The organism is Mycobacterium sp. IS-2888 (assembly GCF_001954215.1).
GTDB lineage: Bacteria > Actinomycetota > Actinomycetes > Mycobacteriales > Mycobacteriaceae > Mycobacterium.
The window spans coordinates 18080-35549 of the sequence record NZ_MBET01000104.1 but is presented as its reverse complement, the minus strand read 5'-3'; the positions used below and the strand labels follow the sequence as shown (position 1 = coordinate 35549).

General features: G+C 67.9%; 17 protein-coding genes. 15 read left to right on the top strand and 2 right to left on the bottom strand.

Annotation, left to right across the window (positions count from 1 at the left end):
* The first annotated feature begins 21 nt into the window (after positions 1–21).
* The 4 genes from A5745_RS21245 to coaD all read left to right on the top strand — a co-directional run bounded on the left by A5745_RS21245 (position 22) and on the right by coaD (position 2560).
* Positions 22–786 (top strand): DsbA family protein, encoded by a 765-nt coding sequence (locus tag A5745_RS21245; RefSeq protein WP_076118697.1) that lies wholly within the window; start codon positions 22–24, stop codon positions 784–786.
* 44 nt (positions 787–830) lie between these two features.
* Positions 831–1433 (top strand): vitamin K epoxide reductase family protein, encoded by a 603-nt coding sequence (locus tag A5745_RS21240; protein WP_139329724.1) that lies wholly within the window; start codon positions 831–833, stop codon positions 1431–1433.
* A gap of 10 nt (positions 1434–1443) precedes the next feature.
* On the top strand, positions 1444–1998 hold the full coding sequence (gene rsmD, locus A5745_RS21235; RefSeq protein ID WP_076118693.1) for a 16S rRNA (guanine(966)-N(2))-methyltransferase RsmD: 555 nt from the start codon (positions 1444–1446) through the stop codon (positions 1996–1998).
* Positions 1999–2074: 76 nt separating this feature from the next.
* Complete coding sequence (gene coaD / locus A5745_RS21230; RefSeq protein ID WP_076063194.1) at positions 2075–2560, top strand: pantetheine-phosphate adenylyltransferase; 486 nt, start codon at positions 2075–2077, stop codon at positions 2558–2560.
* Between the two features lie 588 nt (positions 2561–3148).
* Here coaD and A5745_RS21225 read toward each other — a convergent pair.
* Positions 3149–4330: a permease gene (locus tag A5745_RS21225; RefSeq protein WP_076118690.1), complete on the bottom strand. Its 1182-nt coding sequence runs from the start codon at positions 4328–4330 to the stop codon at positions 3149–3151.
* A 101-nt stretch (positions 4331–4431) separates the two neighbouring features.
* Between A5745_RS21225 and A5745_RS21220 the strand changes: the two genes are divergently transcribed.
* The 5 genes from A5745_RS21220 to mutM all read left to right on the top strand — a co-directional run bounded on the left by A5745_RS21220 (position 4432) and on the right by mutM (position 8823).
* Positions 4432–5595 (top strand): AAA family ATPase, encoded by a 1164-nt coding sequence (locus A5745_RS21220; RefSeq protein ID WP_076118688.1) that lies wholly within the window; start codon positions 4432–4434, stop codon positions 5593–5595.
* Positions 5596–5863: 268 nt separating this feature from the next.
* Positions 5864–6601: a cell division protein SepIVA gene (sepIVA, locus tag A5745_RS21215; protein WP_076063359.1), complete on the top strand. Its 738-nt coding sequence runs from the start codon at positions 5864–5866 to the stop codon at positions 6599–6601.
* A 69-nt stretch (positions 6602–6670) separates the two neighbouring features.
* Positions 6671–7264 carry a DUF177 domain-containing protein gene (locus A5745_RS21210; RefSeq protein WP_217695297.1) on the top strand — a complete coding sequence of 198 codons (594 nt, stop codon included), beginning with the start codon at positions 6671–6673 and terminating at the stop codon, positions 7262–7264.
* Positions 7261–7974, top strand: a complete 714-nt coding sequence (rnc, locus tag A5745_RS21205) for a ribonuclease III (RefSeq protein WP_076063189.1) — start codon at positions 7261–7263, stop codon at positions 7972–7974. The genes A5745_RS21210 and rnc overlap by 4 nt, the downstream gene beginning before the upstream one ends.
* On the top strand, positions 7975–8823 hold the full coding sequence (gene mutM, locus A5745_RS21200; RefSeq protein ID WP_076118686.1) for a DNA-formamidopyrimidine glycosylase: 849 nt from the start codon (positions 7975–7977) through the stop codon (positions 8821–8823).
* Positions 8824–8836: 13 nt separating this feature from the next.
* On the opposite strand, the gene A5745_RS21195 is transcribed toward mutM, so the two are convergent.
* Positions 8837–9622: a PIG-L family deacetylase gene (locus A5745_RS21195; protein ID WP_076118684.1), complete on the bottom strand. Its 786-nt coding sequence runs from the start codon at positions 9620–9622 to the stop codon at positions 8837–8839.
* A 147-nt stretch (positions 9623–9769) separates the two neighbouring features.
* Between A5745_RS21195 and A5745_RS21190 the strand changes: the two genes are divergently transcribed.
* From A5745_RS21190 to glnB, 6 genes are all read left to right on the top strand, one after another.
* A complete protein-coding gene (locus A5745_RS21190) occupies positions 9770–10195 on the top strand; it encodes an OsmC family protein (RefSeq protein ID WP_076118681.1) in 426 nt (141 codons plus the stop codon).
* The gene (locus A5745_RS21185) at positions 10170–10463 is read left to right on the top strand and encodes an acylphosphatase (protein ID WP_076063182.1); all 294 of its coding nucleotides are present in this window, start codon (positions 10170–10172) and stop codon (positions 10461–10463) included. The genes A5745_RS21190 and A5745_RS21185 overlap by 26 nt, the downstream gene beginning before the upstream one ends.
* A 124-nt stretch (positions 10464–10587) precedes the next feature.
* The gene (gene smc, locus A5745_RS21180; protein ID WP_076118679.1) at positions 10588–14187 is read left to right on the top strand and encodes a chromosome segregation protein SMC; all 3600 of its coding nucleotides are present in this window, start codon (positions 10588–10590) and stop codon (positions 14185–14187) included.
* 42 nt (positions 14188–14229) lie between these two features.
* Complete coding sequence (gene ftsY / locus A5745_RS21175; protein ID WP_076118676.1) at positions 14230–15540, top strand: signal recognition particle-docking protein FtsY; 1311 nt, start codon at positions 14230–14232, stop codon at positions 15538–15540.
* A gap of 187 nt (positions 15541–15727) precedes the next feature.
* Positions 15728–17113, top strand: a complete 1386-nt coding sequence (locus tag A5745_RS21170; protein WP_076063355.1) for an ammonium transporter — start codon at positions 15728–15730, stop codon at positions 17111–17113.
* The gene (gene glnB / locus A5745_RS21165) at positions 17110–17448 is read left to right on the top strand and encodes a nitrogen regulatory protein P-II (protein WP_076063176.1); all 339 of its coding nucleotides are present in this window, start codon (positions 17110–17112) and stop codon (positions 17446–17448) included. The genes A5745_RS21170 and glnB overlap by 4 nt, the downstream gene beginning before the upstream one ends.
* The last annotated feature ends 22 nt before the right edge of the window (positions 17449–17470 follow it).

Here is a 17470-nt window from a genome sequence, read left to right as displayed (position 1 = left end):
CACCGAAGGATCACCGAACCAGTGGCCGACAAACCCAACCGTCCCCCTCGATACGACTTGAAGTCCGGCACCGGCAAATCCGGCAGACTCTTCCAGATCGGCGGCACCGCCTTCGTCGTCATCCTGCTGGTCGCGATCGTGTCCTACATCGTGATGACCCACCACGACAAGAAGGCCGCGGCCAGCGGGGCGGGTGACACGGTGCGGGTGACGTCGAGCAAGCTGGTGACCCAGCCGGGGACGTCCAACCCCAAGGCCGTGGTCACCTTCTACGAGGACTTCCTGTGCCCGGCGTGCGGCAACTTCGAACGCACCTACGGGCCAACGGTGTCCAGGCTCATCGACACCGGCGCGATCGCGGCCGATTACTCGATGGTTGCCATCCTCGACAACTCGAGGAACCAGAACTATTCGTCGCGGGCGGGCGCGGCGGCGTTGTGCGTCGCCGATGAGTCCATGGACGCGTTTCGCCGTTTCCATACCGCGCTGTACACCACCCGAGTCCAACCCGACGAACGCGGCAGCAGCTTTCCCGACAACGCGAAACTGATCGAACTCGCCCGCGAAGCCGGCGTCGTCGGCAAGGTCCCGGACTGCATCAACAGCGGTAAGTACCTCTCCAAGGTCACCGGGGAAGCGGCGGCCGCAAACATCACCGCGACCCCGACAATCAAGATCAACGGCGAGAACTACGAACCATCGACGCCTGATGCACTCGTCGCCAAGATCAAGTCCATCGTGGGCGACGTGCCGGGGCTCGACAACGCCGTCGCCCCTGCGGCGTAGCGACGGTTGCGGTGTCAGCAGAAGCCGCCGCGCCACCGGACGACCTGACGCCGGAATCGCCGCCCGTAGCGCCCGTACCCGCGCTCAGCGCATGGTGGGTGCTGATCGCCGGCGCGATCGGCTTGTTCGCGTCGCTGACGCTGACGGTCGAGAAGGTCAAAATCCTGCTCAACCCGTCCTACGTGCCGTCGTGCAACTTCAACCCGATCGTCTCGTGCGGCTCGGTGATGGTCACACCGCAGGCATCCCTGCTGGGCTTCCCCAACCCGCTGCTGGGCATAGTGGGATTCACCGTCGTAGTGGTCACCGGTGTGCTCGCTGTGGCGAAAATACCTCTGCCCCAATGGTATTGGGTCGGGCTGGGGGTGGGAACTCTGGTCGGTGTGGTGTTCGTGCATTGGCTGATCTTCCAGAGCTTGTACCGAATCGGGGCGTTGTGCCCGTACTGCATGGTGGTCTGGGTGGTCACCGTCTCGCTGCTCGTGGTGGTCTTCTCCGTCGTGCTGCGTCCCGTGCTGGCGAACACGGACCGCGCGTTGTTGCGGGTGCTCTTCGAGTGGCGATGGTCGATCGCCGCGCTCTGGTTCACCGCCGTGTTCCTGCTGATCTTGGCGCGGTTCTGGGACTATTGGTCCACGCTTTTGTGAGCCGCGGCGCGTGACACGGATCATCGGCGGCATCGCCGGTGGGCGGCGTATTGCGGTCCCGCCGAAGGGAACCCGGCCGACCACCGATCGGGTCCGGGAGTCGCTGTTCAACATCGTCACCGCCCGGCGCGATCTGAGCGGACTGGCGGTCCTGGACCTCTACGCCGGTTCGGGGGCACTGGGGCTCGAGGCTCTGTCCCGCGGTGCGGTGTCCGCGCTTTTCGTGGAGTCCGACCAACGTAGCGCCGCCGTCATCGCGCGCAACATCGACGCGCTGGGCCTTACCGGGGCGACGCTGCGCCGCGGCCCGGTGGCGACGGTATTGGCGGCCGGCGGGCCGTCGCCGGTGGACCTGGTGCTCGCGGACCCGCCCTACGACATCGACGCCGCCGAAATCGAGGCGGTCCTGGCCGCGCTGACCGCGCACGGCTGGGTGCGCGACGGAACCGTCGCGGTGGTCGAGCGTCCCGCGGGCGCCCCAACGCTGAACTGGCCGGCCGGCTGGTCGTCGTGGCCGTCGCGCGTTTATGGCGACACCCGGTTGGAGCTGGCCGAACGGCTGTGAGACAGCGTGTAGCGTCAGTGGTCATGCGCGCCGCTCCTCCCCATCGCTTCGTTCTGCATCGTCGCTGGCGCGGAGCATGAGCGGCGCGGTATGCCCGGGGTCGTTTGACCCGGTGACGTTGGGCCACATCGACGTTTTCGAGCGCGCCTCCGCCCAGTTCGACGAAGTCGTCGTGGCGATCCTGACCAACCCCGCCAAGAAGGGCATGTTCGACATCGATGAGCGGATCGCGATGATCGAAGAATCCACCACCCACCTGCCGAACCTGCGGGTGGAGGTCGGGCAGGGTCTCGTCGTCGACTTCGTCAGGTCGCGGGGGATGACGGCCATCGTGAAGGGCCTGCGCACCGGCACCGACTTCGAGTACGAGCTGCAGATGGCGCAGATGAACAAGCACATCGCCGGCGTCGACACTTTCTTCGTCGCGACCGCCCCGCGGTATTCGTTCGTGTCGTCGTCGCTGGCCAAAGAGGTCGCGACGCTGGGCGGTGACGTGACGGAGCTACTACCCGAACCGGTGAATCGCCGACTGCGCGAACAGTTGTCCGATCGCACGGACTGACGAGTCCGCTCCCGGATACGGGTCGTCGCCATTCTCCGCGATCATCAGACCGAAAAATGCTGCCGTACAAAAGGTTTGAACGCCCAAGGCAGGTTTTGGGCCTAGCGGTGTCGCCAACGAGTTTTCGAACGATGCACCTTCGCGCGAGCAAATGAGAGCAATCTGTAACAAACTCGTTGGCTTTTGGAACACGACGGCAACAATTTTGGGGGACCGTGAGTGCCAACGACACTGCGGCCATTAAGGGGTCAGGGTGAAGAGGGCACTAATGGGCGTGTCGGCGGCAACAGCCATAGCGCTGACACCGCTCTGCATTCCACCAGCACAAGCACACGCCGATCCGTGCGTCACCATCATCACTGCCACTGGCGACCAGGCCTGCGTCGACGGATTCCAGCGCGATAACCCCAGGCACAGATACCGCCTGGGCGATTGCGAGGGCGCGAGCCCCTATGACGGACAGATGGGCCAAGTTTGCGGGTAACTTCTGAGCCGGCCGCCGGGTGACACGCAGCCAGCGGTGACGGAGTCCACGGCCATGAAGGACCAACTTCCCCGGAGACGGGATTCCCGCCTCCTGCAAGAACGCTAGTGGTGGCTGTGGCCACTCTGATCCGGCTGTGCCTCGGGCGAACCGCCCATCATGCGCAGCATCGGAAGTCCCCCTGAGGTGACGAACCGCAGGACCAGGACGGCCGTGAGGCCGAGGAAGGCGATGTTGAGCCACGTGGTGTAGTTCCACGAGATCGACGCTTCCATGACCGTGGCGTTGCGGGAGTGTGGGATGAGATCGGCTGTGCCGAAGATCAATTCGACGAGGTACCCGGCGGCGACCATCGCGACGTAGAAGGTGCCGAGCAGCGCCAGCGCCATTTTGACGCCGTAGTACTTCCGGTAGATATTCAAGATCGGCAGGATGATCAGGTCGGCGAAGATGAACGCGATGACACCGCCGAAGCTGATGCCGCCGTTCCAAAGCACCGCGGCCAGCGGCACATTGCCGATTGAACAGACGAAGGACACGATCGCCACGATGGGCCCCACGAGCGGTCCCCACAGCGCGGCCCAGCCGGGATGGCTGGCTAAAAAGAAGCTCTGCCAAAAGCTTTCGGGAACCCACGCCGCGAGGGCACCCGCAATCAACAGGCCCAGCACGAGATCGCGCAGGATCGCCAGCCACTCCATCACGAACACATGCGAAACCGAGGTGAAGCCCTGCGCGGAGAGCAGCCGCCGCCAGAAGGAGCCGTCGCCTTGGATGGACATGTCCATGGCGGCGTGGCCTTCCATCGATCCGGCGATTCCCCGCTCGGCCTGCTCGCGCGCGGCGTCGATCAGGCGCGAGCGCACGAAAAGCCGGAACAGCACGGCCAGTACGACGATCATCAGTGGGCCGCCGACGAACTCTGCGGCGGTGAACTGCCAGCCCACCAGCAGGGCGAGGATGATGCCCAACTCGACGACGAGGTTGGTGGAACCGATTTCGAACGCCATGGCCGCGGTGAAGTTCGCGCCTTTGCGGAATAGCGATCGGGCCAGGGCCACGGCGGCGTAGGAGCACGACGACGACGCGGCTCCCAGCCCCGCGGCCACCGCCAGCGTTCGAGGCCGATCGTCGCCCATCAGGTTCACGATCGTTGAGCGGCGCACCACGGCCTGGACCACCGCCGACAACGCGAAGCCCAGGATCAGAGCCCAGGTGATCTCCCACGTCATCGACCCCGCCAGCGCCAACGCGTGCCCGATTGCCGGTAGCACTTTGCCTGTCACTGGTCCTCCGCTCCGGTTCGTCCTGCGGCGATACGGTGGCGATAATACCCTATAGGGGTATATCCCGCGCGCTGTCGGCCGGCGAAGTTAGAGTCGGGCACGTGTTGCAAACCGTCGCGATCCGCGGGTACCGCTCGCTGCGGGAAGTAATCCTGCCGCTGGGCCGGCTGTCGATCATCACGGGCGAAAACGGCGTCGGAAAGTCATCGTTGTATCGCGCGCTGCGATTGCTGGCCGATTGCGGTCGCGGCGAGGTGATCGGGTCGCTGGCCCGCGAGGGCGGCCTGGAATCCGTCCTATGGGCCGGGCCCGAGCAACTCGGCGCCGCGCGCCGGACGGGAAAGGCGCAAGGAACCGCGCGCAACAACCGGCCCGTGTCACTCGAACTCGGCTTCGCCGCAGACGATTTCGGGTATCTGGTGGATCTGGGGCTACCGCAGTCGACCGGGCGGGCCCGTTCGGCGTTCGCACGCGATCCGGAGATCAAGCGAGAGGCGTTGTTCGTTGGCCCGGTACTGCGGGCGGCGAGCACCCTGGTGCGCAGGACACGCACTTTCGCCGAAGTCAGCGCGCAATCGGGCCGTGGCTTCGACGAGCTGTGCCGAACGTTGCCGTCGTATCGCAGCGTGCTGGCGGAATATGCCAACCCGCAAGCGCTTCCCGAACTCGCCGCCGTGCGTGAGCGGCTGCGCGGCTGGCGCTTCTACGACGGCTTCCGGGTTGACGCCGGGGCGCCCGCGCGGCGGCCGCAGGTGGGCACCCGCACCACGGTGCTCTCCGACGACGGCCATGATCTGGCCGCCGCCATTCAGACGATCATCGAGGCCGAAATCGACGAGTTGAGCCGCATCGTCGCCGACACCTTCGACGGCGCGTCGGTCTCGGTCGTCGTCAACGACGGGCTGTTCGACCTCCAGCTGGGCCAGCGCGGCATGCTGCGCCCGCTGCGGGCGGCCGAGTTGTCCGACGGCACCCTGAGGTTTCTCCTGTGGGCCGCCGCCCTGCTAAGCCCGCAGGCGCCGTCGCTGATGGTGCTCAACGAGCCCGAAACCTCGTTGCACCCGAGCCTGGTCGGTCCACTGGCGTCGCTGATCCGCGCGGCGGCGTCGCAGACCCAGGTGGTAGTCGTCACCCATTCGCGTTCGCTGCTGGGTTTCCTGGAGGATGCGGCGGTCGGCATCGAGCTGTACAAGGACTTCGGCGAGACCCGCATCACCGGCCAGAGCCTGCTGACAACCCCGCGCTGGGATTGGGGCAAACGCTAGGTATGCCGAGCGCCGCAGCGCGACGGCGAAAAGGTCGGGGGTTGGCACAGGCTCATATACTGACCGCAAAATAACCGGACTTTGCCAACTCCGGCACTGCCGCAAATATGGACGGTAACGATCTGGTCAACGCCAGTGTGCTGGGGTTTTCCCGTTTGTTCCCCGAGCAAATGCCCGACACACCGGCCTCGCCACCGCCGTCACAGACGTAACACCAGGCACACTGGTAACAACAGGAGCTTTTGCAAGACGCCAGGAGGGCATGGCCGTGTATCGAGTGTTTGAAGCGCTGGACGAATTGGGCGCCATCGTCGAAGAAGCCCGCGGCGTGCCGATGACGGCCGGCTGCGTGGTGCCCCGCGGTGACGTCCTCGAACTGATCGACGACATCAAAGACGCAATCCCTGGCGAGCTGGACGACGCCCAGGACGTGCTCGACGCGCGTGATTCGATGCTGCACGACGCCAAGACGCACGCCGAGTCCATGGTGTCCTCGGCGACCACCGAGTCGGAGTCGATGCTCAACCACGCCCGCGCCGAGGCCGATCGCATCCTTTCGGACGCAAAGGCCCAGGCGGACCGCATGGTGAGCGAGGCGCGCCAGCACAGCGAGCGGATGCTCGGGGAGGCCCGTGAGGAGTCGATTCGCATCGCCACCGCGGCGAAGCGCGAGTACGAAGCCAGCGTCGGCCGCGCCCAGGCCGAAGCCGACCGGCTGATCGAAAACGGCAACATCTCCTACGAGAAAGCCGTGCAAGAGGGCATCAAGGAACAGCAGCGCCTGGTGTCGCAGAACGAGGTGGTGCAGGCGGCCAACGCGGAATCCACCCGCCTCATCGACACGGCGCACGCCGAGGCCGATCGCTTGCGCGGCGAGTGCGATATCTACGTCGACAACAAGCTCGCCGAGTTCGAGGAGTTCCTCAACGGCACGCTGCGCTCCGTGGGTCGTGGCCGCCACCAGCTGCGCACGGCGGCCGGCACGCACGACTACGCGACGCGCTAGCCCCCCGGCGGCCGTTGACCGCTTCGTTGCGCCCTCGCGCCGGACGGCGCGCGCCGTAGGATTTCCCCTATGGCGCGGCAGCACAGCACCACGGCGCGGCGACACCCGACCTCGCCGATGGCGATCGATATCACCCGGCTCGGGCGACGCCCGGGCGCCATGGTCACCCTGCGCGACACCGTGCCCAGCCCGTCGCGCATCGGGCGGGACATGATCGCGATCGAGCCCGGCGCACCGGTGGAACTGGACCTGCGGGTCGAGTCGGTGTCCGAAGGCGTCCTCGTCACCGGGACGGTGGCCGGGCCGACAGTCGGCGAGTGTGTCCGCTGCCTGACCGAGGTCACCGGTCGCGTGCAGGTCGCGTTGACCGAACTCTTCGCGTATCCGGACAGCACGACCGAGGCGACCACCGAGGAAGGCGAGGTCGGCCACGTCGTCGGGGACACGATCGACCTCGAGCAGCCCATCGTCGACGCCGTCGGACTGGAGCTTCCGTTCGCCCCGCTGTGCAGGCCGGATTGCCCGGGATTGTGCCCCGAATGCGGTATTTCCCTCGCCGCGGAGCCGGGCCATCGCCATGACCGCATCGACCCGCGATGGGCGAAGCTGACTCAGATGTTGGAACCCGAAGCGTCCCAGCGGGATTCGCGGGGTGAGCAGTGAGCTCGCGGCAGGTCCTGCTCGACGCGCTCGGAGTCGAGCTGCCCGACGAGCTGCTCTCGTTGGCGTTGACACACCGCAGCTATGCCTACGAGCACGGTGGGCTGCCGACCAACGAGCGGCTGGAGTTTCTCGGCGACGCCGTCCTGGGCCTGACCGTCACCGACGAGCTCTACCACCGCCATCCCGACCGTTCGGAGGGAGATCTGGCCAAGCTGCGGGCCAGCGTGGTCAACACCCAGGCACTGGCCGACGTGGCGCGCAACCTGGCCGAAGGCGGCCTCGGCGTTCATCTGCTGCTGGGCCGCGGCGAGGCCAACACGGGCGGAGCCGACAAGTCGAGCATCCTTGCCGACGGCATGGAGTCGCTGCTGGGTGCGATTTACCTGCAGCACGGCATCGACACGGTGCGCGCGGTGATCCTGCGGCTCTTCGGCCCGCTGCTGGACGCCGCGCCCACGCTCGGCGCCGGGCTGGACTGGAAGACCAGCCTGCAGGAGCTGACGGCGGCGCGCGGCATGGGCGCGCCGTCCTACGTCGTCACATCCACGGGACCGGACCACGACAAGGAATTCACCGCGGTCGTCGTCGTGATGGAAACCGAATACGGGTCCGGGGTGGGCCGCTCCAAGAAGGAAGCCGAGCAAAAGGCCGCCGCAGCAACCTGGAAAGCGCTGGAAGTGCTGGACACCGCCGGGAAATCCTCCGCCTGAATGCCCGAGCTGCCCGAAGTCGAGGTGGTGCGCCGCGGCTTGCAGGCCCACGTGGTGGGCAAGACGATCACCGCCGTTCGGGTCCACCATCCCCGCGCGGTGCGCCGGCACGAGGCCGGGCCCGCCGACCTCACCGCCCGCCTGCTCGACGTGGGGATCACCGGAACGGATCGTCGCGGTAAATACCTGTGGCTGACGCTGGAATCCGGTGAGGCACTGGTCGTTCACCTCGGCATGAGCGGGCAGATGCTGCTGGGGACCGTCCCGCGCGCCGATCATGTGCGCATCTCTGCGCTGCTCGACGACGGGACCGTGCTGAGCTTTGCAGACCAGCGGACGTTCGGCGGGTGGATGCTCGCCGACCTCGTGGACGTGGACGGCAGTGTGGTGCCGCAGCCCGTCGCGCACCTGGCGCGTGACCCGCTCGATTCCCGGTTCGATGCCGAGGCTGTCGTAAAAGTGTTGCGGCACAAGCACTCCGAGATCAAGCGCCAGCTGCTGGATCAGCAGGTGGTGTCGGGGATCGGCAATATATACGCCGACGAAGCGCTCTGGCGGGCCAAGGTGCACGGTTCGCGAATCGCCGCGACGCTGACCCGCAAACAGCTTGGCGCGGTGCTGGATTCGGCCGCGGAGGTGATGCGCGAAGCCCTGGCGCAGGGCGGGACATCGTTCGATTCGTTGTATGTCAACGTCAACGGCGAGTCGGGGTACTTCGACCGCTCCCTGGACGCCTATGGCCGTGCAGGTGAAAGCTGCCGGCGCTGCGGCGCGGTCATGCGCCGGGAGAGGTTCATGAACCGGTCGTCGTACTACTGCCCGAAATGCCAGCCGCGGCCCCGGCGTTGAGTGTGCATGCCGATCAATCGAAAATGTCGCGGCGCAAAGCTACTGGCGATGCTGGCGATAGGGCCGGGTCCACGAACCACTCACACGGGAATATCAGACCGAAGAGTTGGGGTGGCACTCGGAGCAGCGCCTCGAACAGGCGCGCGGTCCGGCCGGAGCCGCCGATCTGCGAGCGGTGTGCGGCGAGCGCGTCCCGCTTCTGCCGCGCGAAACGAAAGACGTTGATGCGATGGGTGATGCTCGCCCGCGGAGCGTATGCAGTGCGGACGATGTCTTGCTCGTATGGTGCGGGTAGCCGTAGCAGATGAGCCAGATCGCTGGTACGGCGCAATAATTCGCGCGGCATGGTCGCCTCGAGCACCCGCGGGGTCGTGGCAAGCTGGGCGGCCCGTTTGCCGACGCGGTGTACCTGCACGTGATCACGATGCCCATAACCGCCGTTGCGCTCGTAGCTGAGCAGCAGGTCCGCGTCTTCGTCGCGAAGTATGTCGGACAGCCGTTGGGCTGCCTCATCGACATTCGCGCGCCCGAATCTGACCCGGCCGGGCGGATCCGGATAGAAATCCGGGCCGTAGCCGCTGTCGGCATAGTGCAGGCACTCGACCCGATGCACCCCGAGAATGTCTGCACTCGAACGTAATTCGTCCAGCCGGACGTCATCGTCCGCGTCATGCACGCGCCCATCGGTCGCCGTGACCACAACGACGCGGTGCCCGGCGGCGGCCGCCCGCGCGAGCGTGCCGCCGGTGAGAACGACCTCGTCGTCCGGATGGGCATGGAACGCGACGACGGTGGCCATGGAACGCAGTATGCCGGGCGTCCCTTTGAGTGCGCGTCGACGGCCTTGAGCGTGAGCCCACGGCGGCGACACGCCGAGCGGCGCCGCCCAGGACGCACACTCAACGGGCTGATACCGGCCCGCCCCGTCGCCCGGTAGAAAGAAGACATGACGGAACTGTGGGTCGAACGCACCGGATCGCGCCGCTACACCGGACGCAGCTCACGGGGCGCGCAGGTGCTCGTCGGCTCCGAAGGCGTCGAGGGCGTATTCACCCCCGGCGAACTGCTCAAGATCGCGCTCGCCGCGTGCAGCGGGATGGCCAGCGACGAGCCGCTGGCCCGCCGGCTCGGAGACGACTACAACGCGGTGGTCAAGGTGTCCGGGCCCGCCGACCGGGAACAAGAGCGTTATCCGCTGCTCGAGGAGACCCTCGAGCTCGACCTGTCGGGACTGTCCGAGGAGGAAAAGGAACGCCTGCTCGTGGTGGTCAACCGGGCCATCGACCTGGTCTGCACGGTCGGGCGCACGCTGAAATCCGGCACAGAAGTCAAGTTCGAGGTCGCCAGTGTCGAATCCAACGTCGGATCCTGAAGTCCGGCTCACCGCCTGGGTGCACGGGAGGGTCCAGGGCGTCGGTTTCCGCTGGTGGACCCGCTGCCGCGCGCTGGAGCTGGGCCTCACCGGCTATGCGGCCAACCAGCCCGACGGCCGCGTCCGGGTGGTCGCCCAGGGCCCGCGCGAGGCGGGCGAGAAACTGCTGCAGCTGCTCGACGGCGGCGGCACGCCCGGACACGTCGACAAGGTCGTCGCCGATTGGTCGGCGCCGACCGAGCAGTTCGACGGTTTCGTCGAGCGCTGACCGAGTGACTGATGTGGCCCGTGTGGCCAGTGCGCCGATATGTGAACGGCAGGCAAATTTCGTGCTGGCCGACACCCTTCGGTAGAGCCGGACGCGGGCAATTTGACCGGTAGTCTGGCGAGCCGTGTACCTCAAGAGTCTGACGCTGAAGGGCTTCAAGTCCTTCGCATCGCCGACGACTCTGCGCTTCGAGCCCGGCATCACCGCCGTGGTGGGCCCCAACGGCTCCGGCAAATCCAACGTGGTCGACGCCCTGGCCTGGGTGATGGGGGAGCAGGGCGCAAAGACGCTGCGCGGCGGAAAGATGGAAGACGTCATCTTCGCCGGCACCTCGTCGCGCGCACCGCTGGGCCGCGCCGAAGTCACCGTCACCATCGACAACTCCGACAATGCGCTGCCGATCGAGTACTCCGAAGTGTCGATCACTCGGCGGATGTTCCGCGACGGCGCAAGTGAATACGAAATCAACGGCGCCAGTTGCCGTTTGATGGACGTGCAGGAGCTGCTAAGCGACTCGGGCATCGGGCGCGAGATGCACGTGATCGTCGGGCAGGGCAAGCTCGACGAGATCCTGCAGTCGCGACCCGAAGATCGCCGCGCGTTCATCGAGGAAGCCGCCGGCGTGCTCAAGCACCGCAAGCGCAAGGAAAAAGCGCTCCGCAAACTCGAAGCGATGTCGGCGAACCTCGCCCGGCTCACCGATCTGACAACCGAATTAAGGCGTCAGCTCAAACCGCTGGGTCGGCAGGCCGAGGTGGCCCGCCGCGCCCAAACCATCCAGGCCGATCTGCGCGATGCCAAACTGCGGCTGGCCGCCGACGACCTGGTCAGTCGGCAGGTGGAGCGCGACGCGATCCTCGAGGCCGAGGCGGCGATGCGCCGCGAACACGACGAGGCCGCCGCCCGCCTCGCGGTGGCATCCGAGGAGCTGACCGCGCACGAGACCGCGCTCGCCGACCTGTCCGGCCGCGCCGAGTCGGTTCAGCACACGTGGTTCGGGCTCTCCGCCCTGGCCGAACGCGTGGGCGCGACCGTGCGCATCGCCAACGAGCGCGCCCAGCATCTCGACGTCGAGCCGGCGACGACCGGAGACACCGACCCCGACGCGCTGGAAGCCGAGGCCGAGCAGGTCGCGGCCGCCGAGCAGCGGCTGTTGGCCGAGCTGGCCGCGGCGGGCACCCGGCTGGATGCCGCCCGCGCGGAATTGGCCGAGCGCGAGCGCGCCGCCGCCGAGGCCGACCGGGCCCACCTGGCGGCGGTCCGGGCCGAGGCGGACCGGCGGGAGGGTCTGGCGCGACTGGCCGGTCAGGTGGAGACGATGCGAGCGCGCGTCGAATCGATCGACGACAGCGTCGCGCGCCTGACCGAACGCATCGAACACGCCGCCGCCCGCGCGCAGCAGACCAAGGCGGAGTTCGAAACGGTGCAGGGCCGCGTCGGCGAACTGGACCAGGGCGAGGTCGGCCTGGACGAGCACCACGAACGCACGGTGGCCGCGCTGCGGTTGGCCGACGAACGCGTCGCCGAGCTGCAGTCCGCCGAGCGGGAGGCCGAACGTCAGGTGGCGTCGCTGCGGGCCCGCATCGATGCGCTCTCGGTGGGCCTCGAGCGCAAGGACGGCGCGGCGTGGCTTACGCAAAACTACAGCGTCGCAGGGCTTTTCGGCCCCGTCGCCAAGTTGGTCAAGGTTCGGTCCGGTTACGAGACGGCGTTGGCCGCGGTGCTCGGGTCCGCGGCGGACGCGCTGGCCGTCGAAAGCTTCGGCGCCGCCCGTTCGGCGGTCTCCGCGCTGAAGGCGGCCGACGGCGGCCGCGCGGCCCTGGTGCTGGGCGACTGGCCCGCCGATAATCCCGCACCGGCCGGTGAGCTACCCGGCGGCGCCCTATGGGCGCTCGATCTGGTCGAGGCGCCGCAGCGGCTGCGCGGCGCGATGGTCGCCATGCTCTCCGGGGTCGCCGTGGTCGGCGACCTGGGCCAGGCGCTGGATCTGGTGGCGGCGCGGCCGCAATTGCGCGCGGTCACCGTCGACGGTGACCTGGTGGGCGCCGGCTGGGTGAGTGGCGGCTCCGACCGCAAGCTGTCCACGCTGGAGCTCACGTCGGAAATCGACAAGGCCGGCAGCGAGCTCGCCGCGGCGGAGGCGCAGGTGGCTCAGCTGAGCGCGGCGCTGTCCGGCGCACTAACCGAGCAGAGCGCCCGTCAAGACTCCGCCGAGCAGGCGTTGGCCGCGCTCAACGAATCCGACACCGCGATCTCGGCGATGTACGAGCAGCTCGGCCGGCTCGGTCAGGACGCCCGCACCGCCGATCAGGAGTGGAACCGGCTGCTGCACCAGCGCGAGGAGTTGGAGTCGGGCCGGGCGCAGACCGTCGAAGAGGTCACCGAGCTCGAAACGCGGCTGCGCAACGCCCAAGAAACGCAGCACGTGCAGGTGGCCGACCCCGTCAATCGCCAGCAGATCGCGGCCGCCGCCGAAAGCGCCCGCGGCGCCGAGGTGGAGGCGCGGCTCGCCGTCCGCACCGCCGAGGAGCGGGCCAACGCGGTGCGCGGCCGGGCGGATTCGCTACGCCGCGCGGCCGCCGCCGAACGCGAGGCGCGGATCCGGGCCCAGCAAGCGCATGCGGCGCGATTGCGCGCGGCCGCGGTGGCCGCGGCGGTGGCCGATGCCGGGCGGCTGCTGGCCGAGCGGCTCGACCGCGTGGTCGACGCGGCGTCGCAAATCCGCGACGCGCTGGTCGCGGAGCGTCAGGAGCGGTCAGTGGCCATGGCGGCGGTCCGCGACGAGGTGCAGCAGCTGGGGGCCCGGGTGGCTACCCTGACCGATTCGCTGCACCGCGACGAGGTGGCCAATGCCCAGGCGGCGCTGCGCATCGAGCAGCTCGAGCAGATGGTGCTGGAGCAGTTCGGCATGGCGCCGGCCGACCTGATCGCCGAGTACGGCCCCGAGGTCGCGCTGCCCCCCACCGATCTCGAGATGGCCGAATTCGAGCAGGCCCGCGAGCGCGGCGAACAGGTGACCATGCCCGCGCCGATGCCGTATGACCGCGCCACCCAGGAGCGCCGGGCCAAACGCGCCGAGCGCGAGCTGGCCGAGCTGGGCAGGGTCAACCCGCTGGCGCTCGAGGAGTTCGCCGCGCTGGAGGAACGCTACAACTTCCTGTCCACCCAGCTCGAGGACGTCAAGGCGGCCCGCAAGGATCTGCTGGACGTCGTCGCCGACGTCGACGCCCGCATCCTGCAGGTGTTCACCGACGCCTTCAACGACGTGGAACGCGAGTTCTCCGACGTGTTCACCGCGCTGTTTCCCGGCGGCGAGGGCCGGCTGCGGCTCACCGATCCCGACGACATGCTCACCACCGGCATCGAGGTGGAGGCGCGTCCGCCCGGCAAGAAGATCACCCGGCTGTCGTTGCTGTCCGGCGGTGAAAAGGCGCTGACCGCAGTGGCGATGCTGGTCGCGATCTTCCGGGCCCGCCCGTCGCCGTTCTACATCATGGACGAGGTCGAGGCCGCGCTCGACGACGTGAACCTGCGCCGGTTGATCGGCCTGTTCGAACAGCTACGCGCCCAGTCGCAGATCATCATCATCACGCACCAGAAGCCGACGATGGAGGTCGCCGACGCGCTGTACGGCGTGACCATGCAGGGCGACGGCATCACCGCGGTGATCTCGCAGCGCATGCGCGGCCAGCAGGTGGAGCAGCTGGTCTCCAGTTCCAACTAGGGCCGGTCCAACCGGCGCGCGGCCGCTTGGAAGAATGTCAGCGTGTCGCAAGGTCTTTGGATCGCCATCGCGGTCTTGGGCGCCATCGCCGCCCTGCTCATCATCGTCGCGTTGGTCCTGGGTCTGCGCCGTTACCGCCGCCGCCGCATCAGCCTGACGACGACGGCCGAACCGGGCGCGATCGACCGCTCGGGCGGCTACACCGCCTCGTCGGGCATTACCTTCAGCCAGTCCGCACCGACGGCAGACCGGCTCGACACCGCCGGGCTGCCCGCCGTCGGCGACGACGCCACCGTTCCCCGCGACGCGCCGCGGCGCACGATCTCCGACGTCCACCTCCCGGAGGCGGCGCCCGAACCCGCGGTGCCCGAACCCGAGCCGGTGGCACCAGAGGCCCCGGAGGCGCCGGCCGCCGCCGAGATCGAGGCCATCGCGCCGCCCGAAGGCCGGCTGGAACGACTGCGCGGCCGGCTGGCCCGATCGCAGAACGCCCTGGGCCGCAGCGTGCTCGGATTGATCGGCGGCGGCGACCTGGACGAGGACTCCTGGCAGGACGTCGAGGACACGCTGTTGGTCGCCGATTTGGGCCCCGTGGTCGCCGACTCGGTCGTCTCGCAGCTGCGGAGCCGCCTGGCCAGCGGCAACGTGCGCACCGAGGCCGACGCAAAGGCGGTCCTGCGCGACATCCTGATCACCGAGCTGCAACCCAGCATGGACCGGTCGATCCGCGCCCTGCCGCACGCCGACCACCCGTCGGTGCTGCTGATCGTCGGCGTCAACGGCACCGGAAAAACCACCACCGTCGGCAAGCTGGCCCGGGTGCTGGTCGCCGACGGGCGCCGCGTCGTCCTCGGCGCCGCCGACACGTTCCGAGCCGCGGCCGCCGATCAGCTGCAGACCTGGGCGGCGCGCGTGGGCGCCGAGGTGGTGCGCGGCCCCGAAGGCGCCGATCCGGCGTCGGTGGCCTTCGACGCGGTCGACAAGGGGATCGCCGCGGGTGCCGACGTCGTTGTGATCGACACCGCCGGCCGGTTGCACACGAAGGTCGGGCTGATGGACGAACTCGACAAGGTCAAGCGGGTGGTCACCCGGCGCGCCGCCGTCGACGAGGTGCTGCTGGTCCTCGACGCCACCATCGGACAGAACGGGCTGGCGCAGGCGCGGGTTTTCGCCGAGGTCGTGGAAATCACTGGCGCGGTACTGACCAAGCTGGACGGAACGGCCAAGGGCGGCATCGTTTTCCGCGTTCAGCAAGAGCTCGGCGTGCCGGTAAAGCTGGTCGGACTCGGCGAAGGACCCGACGACCTGGCGCCCTTCGAGCCCGCCGCATTCGTGGACGCGCTGCTCGGCTGAGACCGCTTACATGCCACGCGGGACGTTAATACCGCCGAAACATGGCGGCCCCATTGCCGAAACAACAATTGCGCATGGTTCTCGCAGGCCACAGGCACCTGCCTGTCGGCCTACTCATGTCGACCGGAGGTGAAAGCGAGTGAGTTTCCCGCAATTGGGCCAACCCGATACCGGTGATACCGCCTGGATGTTGGCGAGTTCCGCTCTGGTGCTGTTGATGACACCGGGTCTGGCCTTCTTCTACGGCGGCATGGTCCGCACCAGAAGCGTGCTCAACATGATCATGATGAGCATCAGCTCCATGGGCGTGGTGACAGTGCTGTGGGTGCTGTACGGCTACTCGATGTCGTTCGGTAACGACAAGGGTGGCGTCGTAGGCAGCCCGACCGACTACTGGGGTCTGGCCAAGCTGATCGGGGGCAATGCCGTGAAGGCCGACGCCACCAAGGGCGTCGCGCAGGTCGACATCCCGCTCGCCGGCACCATGCCGGCCACCGTCTTCGTGGCCTTCCAGCTGATGTTCGCGATCATCACCGTCGCGCTGATCTCGGGTGCGGTGGCGGACCGGCTGAAGTTCACCGCGTGGTTGGTGTTCGCCGGGCTGTGGGCGACGCTGGTCTACTTCCCGGTCGCGCACTGGGTCTTCGCGGCTGACGGCTTCGCCTCCGAGCACGGCGGCTGGATCAACAACAAGTTGCACGCGATCGACTTCGCCGGCGGTACCGCGGTCCATATCAACTCCGGTGTGGCCGGCCTGATGCTGGCGATCGTCCTGGGCAAGCGCAAGGGCTGGCCGACGACGCTGTTCCGGCCGCACAACCTGCCGTTCGTGATGCTCGGCGCCGGGTTGCTCTGGTTCGGCTGGTTCGGGTTCAACGCCGGGTCGGCGACCAGCTCGAACGGCGCCGCCGGATCGACATTCATGACCACCACGGTCGCCACTGCCACCGCCATGCTCGGCTGGCTGCTGACCGAGCGCATCCGCGACGGGAAGCCCACGACACTGGGCGCAGCGTCGGGCATCGTCGCCGGGCTGGTTGCCATCACCCCGTCGTGCTCGTCGGTCAACATCCTGGGCGCGATCGCGGTCGGTGCGGTGGCCGGCGTGGTCTGCGCGCTGGCGGTCGGGCTGAAGTTCCGGTTGGGCTTCGACGACTCGCTCGATGTGGTCGGCGTGCACCTGGTCGGCGGTCTGGCGGGCACGCTGCTGGTCGGCCTGCTCGCCGCGCCGGAGAGCCCGGCGATCAACGGCGTGGCCGGTGTATCGAAGGGCTTGTTCTACGGCGGCGGCTGGGCGCAGCTGGAGCGGCAGGCGGTCGGCGCGTTCTCCGTCCTGTTCTACTCCGGCATCGTTACGCTCATCCTGGCCCTGATCCTGAAGTACACCATCGGGTTGCGCCTCAACCCCGAGGCGGAATCCTCGGGTATCGACGAGGCCGAGCACGCGGAGAGCGGTTACGATTTTGGAGTGATCGGCGGCCAGGGGTCTGGGCTCCCGACACGAACCGCGCTGGACGACCGTAACGGTTCTGAGGACTGGGTGGACGAGAAAGTGGAGGCAGAGCACGCATGAAGCTGATCACCGCGATCGTAAAGCCGTTCACCCTTGATGACGTCAAGACCACCCTCGAGGAGGCGGGCGTCCTGGGGATGACGGTCAGCGAAGTTCAGGGCTACGGACGGCAGAAGGGCCACACGGAGGTCTACCGGGGCGCGGAATACTCGGTCGACTTCGTGCCGAAGGTGCGGATCGAGGTCGTTGTCGACGACTCGATCGTCGACAAGGTCGTGGACAGCATCGTTCGGTCGGCGCGCACCGGCAAGATCGGTGACGGCAAGGTCTGGGTGAGTCCCGTGGAAACCATAGTGCGGGTCCGCACGGGTGAACGCGGAACCGATGCGCTGTGACAGCAGCCGCACATTGCTGATC

Excerpts from the sequence above, each read along its gene's own strand:
- glnB (WP_076063176.1), top strand. The coding sequence starts at position 17,110 with ATGAAGCTGATCACCGCGATCGTAAAGCCGTTCACCCTTGATGACGTC.
- A5745_RS21210 (WP_217695297.1), top strand. The coding sequence starts at position 6,671 with ATGGCGCGGCAGCACAGCACCACGGCGCGGCGACACCCGACCTCGCCG.
- coaD (WP_076063194.1), top strand. The coding sequence starts at position 2,075 with ATGAGCGGCGCGGTATGCCCGGGGTCGTTTGACCCGGTGACGTTGGGC.
- mutM (WP_076118686.1), top strand. The coding sequence starts at position 7,975 with ATGCCCGAGCTGCCCGAAGTCGAGGTGGTGCGCCGCGGCTTGCAGGCC.
- A5745_RS21190 (WP_076118681.1), top strand. The coding sequence starts at position 9,770 with ATGACGGAACTGTGGGTCGAACGCACCGGATCGCGCCGCTACACCGGA.
- A5745_RS21170 (WP_076063355.1), top strand. The coding sequence starts at position 15,728 with ATGTTGGCGAGTTCCGCTCTGGTGCTGTTGATGACACCGGGTCTGGCC.
- A5745_RS21195 (WP_076118684.1), bottom strand. The coding sequence starts at position 9,622 with ATGGCCACCGTCGTCGCGTTCCATGCCCATCCGGACGACGAGGTCGTT.